Below are 12,232 nucleotides of genomic sequence, written 5' to 3' on the forward strand. Positions count from 1 at the left end.
CGGCCCGGCGGTTTGTATGACCTGTGATGACTTGGGATGAGCTGTGCTGTTATCTGCGCGGCTCTTCACGCTTCAAGGCAAAGGCGCCGTCGCCCAGCAGGAACACCGCGATCAGGCCGACGATCCACAGCGCCAGGTATTCCCAGCCGCCCTTGGGGTTGGTGAAGAAGAAGCCGGCCTTGCCATGCACCAGCACGATCGCGCCCAGCAGGTCGGCTGCCAGCGGCAGGGCCAGCCAGCGGCCATAGTAGCCCAGTACCAGCGCAATGCCGCCGACCACTTCCAGTGCGATGACCGGATAGGCGAACCAGCCCGGTACGCCCAGCGAAGCAAAGAAGCCGACGGTGCCGGCCGGGGTGAAGACGAAGATCTTCAGGCCGGCGTGGACCAGGAAGAAGATGCCCATGGTAACGCGCAGCAGGAAGGCGGCGTAGTCGGCGCGGGTGTTGACGGTGACGGTGCTCATGATGATCCCGGGAAAGTGTGGAGTGGATGAAGGATGGCCTGCGTTGCGCGTTTTTCTTGCGGCGCAATCGGCAATGGCCATGTCCACACTGTAGGGGAGAAGGCGGGCCGGATAAACCGGCTGGGGCGGGATGGATTGTCTTGGTGAGGTTGACAATCCATCCGTGCCCGCGAAGATCAGTCTTCGCTGTCGCGCGAGACCGGCTTGGCTTCTTCGCGGCGGTTGTAGCCGGCCACCATGTCGAAGCGGAACAGGCGGCATTCCAGGGCGCCGTTGAAGAAAGGTGTCTTGCGGGCTTCCTTCAGGCGCATCAGCTTGGGCAGGCCCAGGTCAGCCGAGAACAGGAACACGCTCCAGCCGGCAAAGCGCTGCTTCAGGGTGCTGGAGAAGGCGCTGAAGAACTGCGCAAACAATTCCTCGGTGGGCAGGGCACGGTCGCCGCGCACCCCGATCCGCTCGCCGTAGGGCGGGTTGGTGAGGATGATGCCGACCAGCGGCTTGCCCTCGGCGTCCACCGGCGGTTTGATTTCCTGGGCTTCGATCTGCTTCAGCGGCACTTCGAAGTGCACGCCGGCGCGCACCAGGTTCTTGCGGGTCAGTTCCACCATGTCGCCGGAGATGTCGCTGCCGAAGAGCGTGGGCGTGGTTGGAATCGGATTGGGTTTGAAATCGCCCTTGATGGCGAACCAGGCATCGGCATCGAAGTTGCTGAACTTCTCGAAGGCGAAGCGGCGGCGCGCGCCCGGCGGTACGCCGGCGATGATCTGCGCCGCTTCGGCCAGGATGGTGCCGGAACCGCACATGGGATCGAACAGCGGCACGCCCGGCTTCCAGCCGGCGGTGCGCAGGAGGCCGGCGGCCAGGTTCTCGCGCAGCGGCGCGTCGCCGGTCTCTTCGCGCCAGCCGCGCTTGAACAGCGCCTCGCCCGAGGTATCCAGGTAGACCGTGAAGTTGTGGGCGTCGACGAAGCCGGCAATGCGCATGTCAGGCGTGCGGGTGTTGACCGAGGGGCGCAGCTTGAACTGGTCGAGGAAGCGGTCGCAGATGGCGTCCTTGATCTTGAGCGTGCTGAATTCCAGGCTGCGCAGGGGCGACTTCACTGCGGTCAGATCCACGCGGATGGTGTGCGAGACCTTGAACCAGTCTTCCCAGGCTTGCGCGAGCGTCAGGTCGTAGATGTCGTTTTCGTTCTTGTAGGAACCATGGCCCATGCGCAACAGCACGCGGCTGGCGATGCGCGAGTGCAGGTTCATCTGGTAGGCCGCCAGGAGCGTGCCCGAGCAGTGCACGCCGCCGGGCACCTGGTTGTGCACCTTGAGGTTGGCGGCGGGGCCGGCGTGCTGGGCGATCTCGTTGAGTTCTTCGGCCAGGGCGGCTTCCAGGCCGCGCGGGCAGGGGCAGAAGTAAGAGTAGTTGGTGTCGGGGGATTGCATGGGAGTACCTTTTATCCGTTGGAAAACAGGGGTTTCAGAAATGAAAACGCCGGACTGCGCTGGAAGTCATTGCGCAGTCCGGCGTCATTGTACGCTGGCCGCTCAGGCTTTCGCGAAAGCCCGCTCGAGGAAGTCCAGGCGATCCTGGCCCCAGTAGCCTTCGCCTTCATAGATGAACCAGGGTGCGCCAAAGACGCTGGCGGCATTGGCTTCGTCGGTGAATCGGTCGAATTCGGCTTGCACGCTGGCCGTTTCGGCCGACTTCAGCAAGGCTGCGCCATCGTGTTCCAGGACATTGGCGATGGTCACCAGGGTGTCGGGATCGGCGATGTTCTTCTGTTCTTCCCAGACTGCGCGCATGACCGCGCCGGCCAGGCGTAGTGCGGCGGCGGTGCCGTGGGCCAGCTGGGTGGCGATGATCAGGCGCGCGGCATTGTCGCTGTTGACCGGGAAATGGGCCGGCTGCAGGATCATGGGCTTGCCCAGGAATTCGCTCCAGCGCGCCAGTTCCTTCAAGCGATAGGCCTGGCGCTGCGGCGCGCGCTTGGCCAGCGGCAGGCCACCGGAGACGCCGAAGATCTTGGACAGGTCGAAGGGCTTGGGCAGGATCTGGACCTGGTATTTGTCGGCCAGGGCGACGAAACGATCGTGGCCCAGATAGGCGAAGGGCGAATGCGGCGCGAAGAAGTACTCACAGACTTTGCTCATGACCGGCTCCGGAAGGATGTGGGTGTGGAATGAAGCGTACGTGGACTGGGACGATGCAGAACGGTCAGAACGGCTTGACGACGACCAGGATCACGATGGCCAGCATCAGCAGCACCGGCACTTCGTTGAACCAGCGGTACCAGACGTGGCTGCGCACGTTCTTGCCGTTTTCGAATTTCTTGAGCAGCGAACCGCAGGCATGCTGGTAGCCGATCACCAGCACCACCAGGAACAGCTTGGCATGCAGCCAGCCATTGCCCGGTCCCTTCCAGAATTGCCAGGTGATGGCCAGCAGCCACACGCCCAGCGCCAGCGCCACCAGCGAGATCATGCCGGTGAAGCGGTACAGCCGGCGCGCCATGCCCAGCAGGCGTTCGCGGGTCGCCACCTCGGTTTCCTGGGCCAGGTTCACGAAGATGCGCGGCAGGTAGAACAGCCCGGCGAACCAGGAGGCGATGAAGACGATGTGCAGGGCTTTGATCCAGAGCATGGCTGTCCTTGTCGATGGCGTAGGCGTTGAGGAGGGGATAAGGGCTTACTGGCGTACCTGGCCATTGCCCAGCACTATGTACTTCAGCGAGGTCAGGCCTTCCAGTCCGACCGGGCCGCGTGCGTGCAGCTTGTCGTTGGAGATGCCGATCTCGGCGCCCAGGCCGTATTCGAAGCCGTCGGCAAAGCGCGTGGAGGCATTGACCATGACCGAGGCCGAATCCACTTCGCGCAGGAAACGCATGGCGCGGGTGTAGTCCTCGGTGATGATGCTCTCGGTGTGCTGGGACGAATGGCGGTTGATGTGTTCGATGGCCTCGTCCATGTCGGCCACCACCTTCACGGCGAGGATGGGGGCCAGGTATTCGGTGTCCCAGTCTTCTTCGGTGGCGGCTTTGAGCAGCGGGTAGCCGGCCAGGATCTCGGCGGCTTCGGCGTCGCAGCGCAGTTCCACTTCCTTGACGCGATACAGTTCCGACAGCGGCGGCAGGATGGCCGCGGCGATGTTGCGCGCGACCAGCAGGGTTTCCATGGTGTTGCAGGTGCCATAGCGATGGCACTTGGCGTTGAAGGCTACGTCCAGCGCCTTGCGGGTGTCGGCCTTGTCATCGATGTACACATGGCAGATGCCGTCCAGGTGCTTGATCATGGGCACCTTGGCTTCCTTCATCAGGCGCTCGATCAGGCCCTTGCCGCCGCGCGGGACGATCACGTCCACGTACTCCTGCATGGTGATGAGCGCACCCACGGCGGCGCGGTCGGTGGTCTCGACCACTTGCACCGCTTGTTCCGGCAGGCCGGCGCCGGCCAGGCCTTCCTTGACCAGCTTGGCCAGGGCCTGGTTGCAATGGATCGCTTCGGAACCGCCGCGCAGGATGGTGGCGTTGCCGCTCTTGATGCACAGGCCGGCGGCGTCCACGGTCACGTTGGGACGGGCTTCGTAGATGATGCCGATCACGCCCAGTGGCACGCGCATCTGGCCGACCTGGATGCCGGTGGGGCGGTACTTCATGTTGCTGATCTCGCCGATGGGGTCGGGCAGGGAGGCGATCTGTTCCAGGCCTTCGGCCATGGTGGCGATGGCCTTGTCCGACAGCGTCAGGCGGTCCAGCATGGCGTCGGCCAGGCCGTTGGCGCGGGCTGCTTCCAGGTCCAGCGCATTGGCGGCGCGCAGGGCGTCGGCGTCGCGCCGGATGGCGGCGGCAATGAGCAGCAGCGCCTGGTTCTTGGCAGCGGTATCGGCGCGCGCCATGGCGCGCGAGGCGGCACGGGCCTGCTGGCCGATGCGGTTCATGTAGAGGTCGATGTTTTCCATGCGGTTTTCTCCGGGGCGCGCTGGGCGCGTCGGGTTCGATGTGGTTGAATCAGCGTCCGCGGGCCAGCTTCAGGCCCAACTGCAACAGGGCGTCCCACGGGTCGCCGGCAAAGCTGCGGGCGCGCAGGCCCTTGACCATGCGGTCCACCAGGGCGGCTTCCTGCAGGGCCTGTTCCAGCGCGGCCAGGCTGATGCGGCGCAGGGCCGGTTCCATCAGGCGTTCGCGCGGGCCCCAGATGCGGTATTCCTTCAACAGCGCACCCACGGGTTTGCCCTGGGCCATGCCGGACTTGAGCTTGAGCAGTGTGCGGATTTCTTCGGTGACGGCCCACAGCACCAGCGGCAGGGCCTCGCCTTCGCCCTTCAAGCCTTCCATCATGCGCGTCAGCCGCGCGATGTCGCCCGAGAGCATGGCTTCGTTGAGCTTGAAGACGTCGTAGCGCGCCACGTTGAGCACGGCGTCCTGCACCTGTTCGAAACTGAGCTGGCCGGCCGGGTAGAGCAGGGCCAGCTTCTGGATTTCCTGGTGCGCGGCCAGCAGGTTGCCTTCCACGCGGTCGGCGATGAAGTCCAGGCAGGGCCGGTCGGCGCTCTGCTGCTGGGCCGCCAGCCGGTTGCCGATCCAGCCGGGCAACTGGGCGCGCTCCACCAGCGGGATGTCGATATAGACCGCCGCCTGCTGCAGCGCGCCGACCCAGGCCGCCTTCTGCGTGGCCCAGTCCAGCTTGGGCAGGCTGATGATGGTGAGGTTGTCGGGCGAGAGATTGGCGGCGTAATCCTGCAGCGCCTGGCCGCCATCCTTGCCGGGCTTGCCGGTGGGGATGCGCAGTTCGATGAGCTTCTTGTCGCCGAACAGCGATTGCGACTGGTTGGCCGCCAGCAGTTCGCCCCACTTGAAGCTGCGTTCCACCACCAGGACTTCGCGCTCGGTATAACCGTTGGCGCGGGCGCTGCGGCGGATCTTGTCGGCCGCCTCCAGCGCCAGCAGATGTTCGTCGCTGGCGATCACGTAGAGCGGCGCCAGCGATTTGCCGAGATGGGCGTCCAGGGAGTCGTGGCGCAGTTGCATGGCGGATCGGGCCGGGTCAGGAATCCGAGTCGGCCGCAGCCTTCTCGTTCTTGATGGCCGTCTTGGACGCCGACAGGCGGCGCAGGATCTGCTGTACCAGGTCGGACTGCATGTCGCGATAGAGCAGGGTTTCTTCCGCCTGCTTGGCCAGTTCCTGGTTTTCGTCATAGGTAATGACGCGGCGCAGGGTGATGGCCGTGGGCGGGATGATGATCACGCCCTTGGCATCGGTGACCGAGAAGCTGAAGTTCTGGAACAGCGCGTATTCACGCACGCGGCCATTGGTGTTCAAGGTCAGCACCTGGCGGTCGCGCGAGTCGGCCAGGACCTTGAGGTTGGCCTCGGCTTCTTTGGCGTCATCGACGACGGTGGCGCCGCTGGCTTCGATGTTGCGCTTCAGTTGCACGCCTACCTGCGAATTGGGCGGGAAGCCCAGGTAGATGGTCTTGAAGGGCAGATCGGCTGCCCCGCGCAGGTGGAAGCCGCAGGCCGAGAGCAATACGGCGGCGGCCACCATCAGCAGCCATTGCGGGAAACGCTTGATTTGGACTTGAGCGTGCATGGATATCGGTCGGTTGGGTTGGCCCGGATCAGGCGACGATGTTGACCAGCTTGCCGGGCACCACGATCACCTTCTTGGGCGCGCCGGTGAGGAATTTCCTGACGTCCTCGTTGGCCAGGGCAGCAGCTTCGATGGCGGCCTTGTCGGCATCCTTGGACACCGTCACTTCGCCACGCAGCTTGCCGTTGACCTGCACCACCAGCTTGATCTCGCTTTGTTCCAGCGCAGCGGCGTCGACCTGCGGCCAGTCGGCGTCGAGGATGTCGCCCTGCGCCTTGGCATAGCCCAGTTCCTGCCACAGCACATGGGTGATGTGCGGGGCCACCGGGTTCAGGACGCGCAGGAAGATCGAGAAGCACTCCGCGATCACCGCGTCACCAGCCGCGCCAGCAGCCGGCTTGGCCGCCTCCAGCGTGTTGAGCATCTTCATGCAGGCCGAGACCACGGTGTTGTACTGGATGCGCTTGAAGTCGTTGTCGGCCTGCTGCAGGACCTTGTGCACTTCGCGGCGCAGGGTCTTGAGGCCATCGTCGAGCTGGGCCGCATCGACACTGCCTGCGGCGGTGATGCGCGCGGCATTGTTGTAGCCGAACGCCCAGACGCGGCGCAGGAAGCGGTTGGCGCCTTCGACACCGGCGCCGGACCATTCCAGGGTCTGTTCCGGGGGGGACGCGAACATGGTGAACAGGCGGGCCGTGTCGGCGCCGTACTGGTCGATCTGCGCTTGCGGGTCGATGCCGTTGTTCTTGGACTTGGACATCTTCTCGGTGCCGCCGATCATGACCGGCTGGCCGTCTTCCTTCAACACGGCCGAGACCGGACGGCCTTTGTCGTCGAAGGACAGGTCCACATCAGCCGGGTTGTACCAGGTCTTCTTGCCGGCGGCGTCTTCGCGATAGTAGGTCTCGTTCAAGACCATGCCTTGGGTCAACAGGTTGGTGAAGGGCTCGTCGAACTTGACCAGGCCGAAGTCGCGCATGACCTTGGTCCAGAAGCGCGCGTACAGCAGGTGCAGCACGGCGTGTTCGATGCCGCCGATGTACTGGTCCATGGGCATCCAGTAATCGTTGCGGGCGTCCACCATGGCCTCGTTGCTGCCCGGCGAGGTATAGCGCATGTAGTACCAGGACGAATCCACGAAGGTGTCCATGGTGTCGGTTTCGCGGCGGGCCGGCTTGCCGCAGCAGGGGCAGTCGACCTTGAGGAATTGCTCGTGCTTGTTGAGCGGATTGCCGCTGCCGTCGGGCACGCAGTCTTCCGGCAGCACCACCGGCAGGTCCTTTTCGGGCACGGGCACGTCGCCGCAATCCGGGCAGTGGATGATGGGGATGGGGGTGCCCCAGTAACGCTGGCGCGAGATGCCCCAGTCGCGAAGGCGGAAGGTCACCTTCTTCTCGCCCAGGCCCTGTGCGGCCAGATCGGCTGCGACCGCATCGACGGCCGCCTGATAGCCCAGGCCATCGTACTTGCCGGAAGCGATGGTCTTGCCGGCTTCCTTGTCGCCGTACCATTCTTGCCAGGCTTCGGTGGAGTAGGTCTTGCCTTCCACGGCGATGACCTGCTTGATCGGCAGGTTGTATTTGCGGGCGAAGGCGAAGTCGCGCTCGTCATGCGCCGGCACGCCCATCACGGCGCCGTCGCCGTAGGTGATGAGCACATAGTTGCCGACCCAGACTTCGACCTGCTCACCGGTGAGCGGATGGGTGACGTAGAGGCCGGTGGGCATGCCCTTCTTTTCCATCGTCGCCATGTCGGCCTCGATCACGCTGCCTTGCTTGCATTCGGCGACAAAGGCTTGCAGGGCCGGGTTGTTGGCTGCGGCGAGCGTGGCCAGCGGGTGTTCCGGGGCCACGGCGCAGAAGGTCACGCCCATGATGGTGTCGGCGCGGGTGGTGAAGACGAAGAGCTTGCCGTCGTTGATCAACTGGCCGTCAGCGCCCTTGATCTGGTGCGGGAAGGCGAAGCGCACGCCGGTGGACTTGCCGATCCAGTTGGCCTGCATCAGGCGCACGCGCTCGGGCCAGCCGGGCAGCTTGGTCTCGACGTGTTCCAGCAGTTCGTCGGCGTAGTCGGTGATCTTGGCGTAGTACATCGGGATCTCGCGCTTCTCGATCACGGCGCCCGAGCGCCAGCCACGGCCGTCGATGACCTGCTCGTTGGCCAGCACGGTCTGGTCGATCGGGTCCCAGTTCACGGTGCCGGTCTTCTTGTAGATGATGCCCTTCTCCAGCATCTTCAGGAACATCCACTGGTTCCACTTGTAGTACTCGGGACGGCAGGCGGTCATCTCGCGCGACCAGTCGATGGCCAGGCCCATGGACTGCATCTGCGACTTCATGTAGTCGATGTTGGAATAGGTCCATTGCGCCGGCGGCACGCCATTGGCCATGGCGGCGTTCTCGGCGGGCATGCCGAAGGCGTCCCAGCCCATGGGCATCAAGACGTTGTAGCCGTTCATGCGCAGGTAGCGGTACATCACATCGTTGATGGTGTAGTTGCGCACGTGGCCCATGTGCAGCTTGCCGGAGGGATAGGGCAGCATCGAGCAGGCGTAGAACTTCTTCTTGTCGCGGCCCTCTTTGTCGCGGGCGTTTTCGACGGTCTTGTAGGCGTCGATGGCGTTCCAGTGCTGCTGTGCGGACTGTTCGACTTCGGCTGGGCTGTATTTATCTTGCATGACGGGCTGATACGATGGAATGCGGTTGGGAAGGGATTGCGATTCGAAACCCTGCATTATACCGGCTCGCCACCCGGGCGCGGCAGTCCCGGGCGCAGGGGCGCCGGGCGCCAGCCATCGTCGTGTTGCCCTGCCTGAAAAAAACCCGCCCCCCGGAAAGGGGGCGGGCAAAAACCCCTGCGCCAGTGCAGGGCGGCAACAGGGGTGAGCAGCGAAGCAACCGGAGCCTGCGCCTTGTGGGGCGCGGCTCCGTCGAGGGGGCGCTTCAGGGTTGTCCCCTCGAGCCCCTATGAAACCACCATCGAAATCCTTCTTGTCGGAAGTCGAAATATTTTCTATTCAATATCGAATAATTTCGATTCGACAATTTTTTTGGGCCTTTTGCCCGAAATTGGCAGGCCCAGGTGCTTGCTTGTGGTCATGAAGGGGTAACAAACGATGGGCATCATGAAATCGTTTTCATTGCCCTGGGTCTGCCGTGCGTCCATCGATCAAACAAGTCGCCCATCTGGCGGGCGTGTCCATCGCCACCGTGTCGCGCCTGCTCAACAAGCCAGGCTCCGTGAGCGCGGAAACAGCCGAAAAGATCCATCGCAGCATCGCCGAACTGGGCTTCCGGCCCAATTTCACGGGGCGCAACTTGCGTGCAGGCAATTCCCGTACGGTGGGGGTGGTGGTGCCCACGCTGTCCAACACAGTCTTTGCGCAGTGCCTGCAGGGCATCGAACTGGCCGCCCGGGCGCTGGATTATTCGGTCATGTTCACCACCACTGAATACCTGCCGGAGGAAGAGACGGCGGCAGTCGAACTGCTGCTGAGCCATCGGGTGGACGGCATGATCCTCACCGTCGCCGACGCCAGCGCCAATGCCACGCTGGACTTGCTGGAGCGCGAGCGCATTCCCTTCGTGCTGGCCTACAACCAGCTCGGAACGGACCAGACGGCCGCGCCGGCGCGCGCCTCGGTGTCGGTGGACAACCGCGCGGCGGCCTGCGATGCGGTGGCGCACCTGATCGGGCTGGGCCATCGCCGCATCCAGATGCTGTCGGGCCGCTTCAATGCTTCCGACCGCGCCATGCAGCGCTACTACGGCTACCTGGACGCCATGCGCGCCGCCGGGCTCACGCCCATGGCGGCCATCGAGGTCGAGCGCCACACCCTCACCGCCGCTGCGGATTACCAGCAGATGATGGCCGATCCGCGTCAGCGCCCCACCGCCCTGTTCTGTTCCAACGACCTGCTGGCCATGAGCGCCATGCGCGACTTGCGCGCGCTGGGGATGAAGGTGCCGGACGATATCTCGGTGATGGGCTTCGACGGCATCCCCGTGGGGGCGCTCATGGAGCCGGTGCTGGCCAGCGTGGTGCAGCCCTCCGAACAGATCGGCGAAGTCGCCCTGCGCGTGTTGGTGGAGGCCATCGAACGCAATGCGACCGCCGCAGCCGCTGCTGCGCCCGACCCCGCACTGAGCGCGTCCTGGCTGCGCCACATCCTGCCCCACGCCGTGCGCAGCGGGGGCTCGGTCGCGCTTCCCGCCACGGGCGTGGATTGCTGATTTCTTTGTCGTACTTTCGTTGTTCAACCTATAGGAAAGGACCTGACATGTTCCTCAAACGTGTTATTCAAACCGCTGCCGGCGCGCTGTTGCTGTCGGCTTCCCTGGCCGCCCAGGCCCAGACCGCGATCTGCTACAACTGTCCGCCCGAATGGGCTGACTGGGCCGCCCAGATCAAGGCCATCAAGGAAAAGACCGGCGTGACCGTGCCGCCGGACAACAAGAACAGCGGCCAGGCGCTGGCCCAGCTGACGGCTGAAAAGGCCAGCCCGGTGGCGGACTTCGCCTACCTGGGCGTGTCCTTCGGCATCGAGGCCAAGAACAAGGACCTGGTCGCCGCCTACAAGCCGGCGCACTGGAACGACATTCCCAATGGTCTGAAGGACCCGGACGGTTACTGGTTCACCATCCACTCCGGCACCATGGGCATCATGGTCAATGTCGACGCCCTGAAGGGCAAGCCGGTCCCCAAGTCCTGGGCTGACCTGCAAAAGCCGGAATACAAGGGCCTGATCGGCTACCTCGACCCGGCCTCGGCTTTCGTCGGCTATGTCGGTGCGGTGGCGATCAACCAGGCGCTGGGCGGCACGCTGGACGATTTCTCGCCGGCCATCGGCTACTTCAAGAACCTGCAGAAGAACCAGCCCATCGTTCCCAAGCAGACCTCCTATGCACGCCTGATCTCGGGTGAGATCCCCATCCTGCTGGGCTATGACTTCGACGCCTACCGCGCCAAGTACAAGGACCACGCCAACGTGGCCTTCGTGATCCCCAGCGAAGGCACCGTGACCGTGCCCTACGTGGTCTCGCTGGTGAAGAATGCCCCGCACCAGGCGGAGGCCAAGAAGGTGCTGGACTTCCTGCTGTCCGACCAGGGCCAGGCCATCTGGGCCAATGCCTACCTGCGTCCGGTGCGTGCCTCGGCCATGTCCAAGGAAGCCGAATCGCGCTTCCTGCCGGCTGCCGAATATGCCCGCGCCAAGTCGGTGGACTACGGCAAGATGGCCGAAGCCCAGCGCAAGTTCGGCGAGCGCTACCTGGCTGAAGTGCGATAAATGCAGGGCGCAGGAGCAAGCATGAAAACCGTTCTTCCCACCTCGGCCAGTCCAGCCCGCCCGCCAGTCAGCCGTCCACGCGTGGCGGGCAACCAGGTGTGGCTGTGCTTCGCCGTACCGGGCCTGACGCTGTTCTGCGCCTTCTGGCTGCTGCCCATGGCGCGGCTGGTGGGCGTGGGCGCCTCCGGCCCCGATGGGGCCATGGCCTACCTGTCGGTGCTGACCAACCGCCACTACTTTGCCAGCCTGATGTCCACGCTGGCGCTCTCGGCGGCGGTCACCGCAGCGACCCTGGCCATCTCGGTCTTCGTTGGCTTGTTCCTGCAACGTCATCGCTTTGCTGGCCAGTCGCTGCTGCTGGCCATGCTGACCTTCCCGCTGGCTTTCCCCGGCGTGGTGGTCGGCTTCATGGTCATCATGCTGGCGGGGCGTCAGGGTCTCATTGGTGCATTGACCAACTGGCTCTTCGGGGAATCGCTGGTGTTTGCGTATTCACTGGCGGGCCTGTTTCTGGGTTACCTGTATTTCTCGATTCCGCGCGTGATCCTTACCGTCGTGGCGGCCGCCGAGAAGCTCGATCCTTCGCTGGAAGAAGCGGCCCGTTCGCTCGGCGCGCGGCCCTGGCAGGTGTTGCTGCATGTGGTGCTACCGGCGCTGCTGCCCGCGCTGGTCTCGTCGGGTGCGATCTGCTTTGCTACCAGTGTGGGCGCCTTCGGGACGGCCTTCACGCTGGCGGCCAACATCGATGTACTGCCCATGACGATCTATAACGAGTTTACCGGCTATGCCAACTTTGCTACGGCGGCCTCCCTGTCCATCGTGCTGGGCGTGATCACCTGGGCCGTGCTGGCGCTGGCGCGCTCGCTCACCGGCAGCGGCGTCGCGGCGGCGGCATAAGGAGCA

Annotated in this window: 11 protein-coding genes; 3 read left to right on the top strand and 8 right to left on the bottom strand. The window is 64.4% G+C overall.

The features are described from left to right. Nucleotides 1-49: 49 nt before the first annotated feature. The 8 genes from BGK68_RS09110 to leuS all read right to left on the bottom strand — a co-directional run bounded on the left by BGK68_RS09110 (nt 50) and on the right by leuS (nt 8,719). Nucleotides 50-466, bottom strand: a complete 417-nt coding sequence (locus tag BGK68_RS09110; RefSeq protein WP_075256832.1) for a DoxX family protein — start codon at nt 464-466, stop codon at nt 50-52. A 176-nt stretch (nt 467-642) separates the two neighbouring features. Next, nucleotides 643-1,899, bottom strand: coding sequence for a THUMP domain-containing class I SAM-dependent RNA methyltransferase (locus tag BGK68_RS09115; RefSeq protein WP_075256833.1), 1,257 nt, complete (start codon nt 1,897-1,899; stop codon nt 643-645). Nucleotides 1,900-2,001: 102 nt separating this feature from the next. Next, a complete protein-coding gene (locus tag BGK68_RS09120) occupies nt 2,002-2,607 on the bottom strand; it encodes a 2-hydroxychromene-2-carboxylate isomerase (protein ID WP_075256834.1) in 606 nt (201 codons plus the stop codon). Nucleotides 2,608-2,671: 64 nt separating this feature from the next. After that, nucleotides 2,672-3,097: a CopD family protein gene (locus BGK68_RS09125; RefSeq protein WP_075256835.1), complete on the bottom strand. Its 426-nt coding sequence runs from the start codon at nt 3,095-3,097 to the stop codon at nt 2,672-2,674. A 45-nt stretch (nt 3,098-3,142) separates the two neighbouring features. Continuing rightward, on the bottom strand, nt 3,143-4,411 hold the full coding sequence (locus tag BGK68_RS09130) for a glutamate-5-semialdehyde dehydrogenase (RefSeq protein ID WP_075256836.1): 1,269 nt from the start codon (nt 4,409-4,411) through the stop codon (nt 3,143-3,145). A gap of 49 nt (nt 4,412-4,460) precedes the next feature. Beyond that, a complete protein-coding gene (gene holA / locus BGK68_RS09135) occupies nt 4,461-5,480 on the bottom strand; it encodes a DNA polymerase III subunit delta (RefSeq protein WP_075256837.1) in 1,020 nt (339 codons plus the stop codon). A gap of 16 nt (nt 5,481-5,496) precedes the next feature. Continuing rightward, complete coding sequence (locus tag BGK68_RS09140) at nt 5,497-6,042, bottom strand: LPS-assembly lipoprotein LptE (RefSeq protein ID WP_075256838.1); 546 nt, start codon at nt 6,040-6,042, stop codon at nt 5,497-5,499. A 28-nt stretch (nt 6,043-6,070) separates the two neighbouring features. After that, on the bottom strand, nt 6,071-8,719 hold the full coding sequence (gene leuS, locus BGK68_RS09145) for a leucine--tRNA ligase (protein ID WP_075259756.1): 2,649 nt from the start codon (nt 8,717-8,719) through the stop codon (nt 6,071-6,073). Between the two features lie 478 nt (nt 8,720-9,197). Between leuS and BGK68_RS09150 the strand changes: the two genes are divergently transcribed. From BGK68_RS09150 to BGK68_RS09160, 3 genes are read left to right on the top strand one after another with little or no spacing between them, the layout of a single operon-like run. Further along, a complete protein-coding gene (locus BGK68_RS09150) occupies nt 9,198-10,274 on the top strand; it encodes a LacI family DNA-binding transcriptional regulator (RefSeq protein ID WP_075256839.1) in 1,077 nt (358 codons plus the stop codon). A 47-nt stretch (nt 10,275-10,321) separates the two neighbouring features. Beyond that, entirely contained in the window at nt 10,322-11,329 is a 1,008-nt protein-coding gene (locus BGK68_RS09155) for an ABC transporter substrate-binding protein (RefSeq protein WP_069373006.1), read from the top strand. Between the two features lie 21 nt (nt 11,330-11,350). Continuing rightward, nucleotides 11,351-12,226: an ABC transporter permease gene (locus BGK68_RS09160; RefSeq protein WP_075256840.1), complete on the top strand. Its 876-nt coding sequence runs from the start codon at nt 11,351-11,353 to the stop codon at nt 12,224-12,226. Nucleotides 12,227-12,232 lie beyond the last annotated feature (6 nt).

Origin of the sequence: Herbaspirillum camelliae (assembly GCF_001929405.1) — a bacterium.
GTDB lineage: Bacteria > Pseudomonadota > Gammaproteobacteria > Burkholderiales > Burkholderiaceae_D > Herbaspirillum > Herbaspirillum seropedicae.

Coding starts and splice junctions, on each gene's coding strand:
- BGK68_RS09110 (WP_075256832.1), bottom strand. CDS start 466: ATGAGCACCGTCACCGTCAACACCCGCGCCGACTACGCCGCCTTCCTG.
- leuS (WP_075259756.1), bottom strand. CDS start 8,719: ATGCAAGATAAATACAGCCCAGCCGAAGTCGAACAGTCCGCACAGCAG.
- BGK68_RS09160 (WP_075256840.1), top strand. CDS start 11,351: ATGAAAACCGTTCTTCCCACCTCGGCCAGTCCAGCCCGCCCGCCAGTC.
- BGK68_RS09140 (WP_075256838.1), bottom strand. CDS start 6,042: ATGCACGCTCAAGTCCAAATCAAGCGTTTCCCGCAATGGCTGCTGATG.
- BGK68_RS09130 (WP_075256836.1), bottom strand. CDS start 4,411: ATGGAAAACATCGACCTCTACATGAACCGCATCGGCCAGCAGGCCCGT.
- BGK68_RS09120 (WP_075256834.1), bottom strand. CDS start 2,607: ATGAGCAAAGTCTGTGAGTACTTCTTCGCGCCGCATTCGCCCTTCGCC.
- holA (WP_075256837.1), bottom strand. CDS start 5,480: ATGCAACTGCGCCACGACTCCCTGGACGCCCATCTCGGCAAATCGCTG.
- BGK68_RS09125 (WP_075256835.1), bottom strand. CDS start 3,097: ATGCTCTGGATCAAAGCCCTGCACATCGTCTTCATCGCCTCCTGGTTC.
- BGK68_RS09115 (WP_075256833.1), bottom strand. CDS start 1,899: ATGCAATCCCCCGACACCAACTACTCTTACTTCTGCCCCTGCCCGCGC.
- BGK68_RS09155 (WP_069373006.1), top strand. CDS start 10,322: ATGTTCCTCAAACGTGTTATTCAAACCGCTGCCGGCGCGCTGTTGCTG.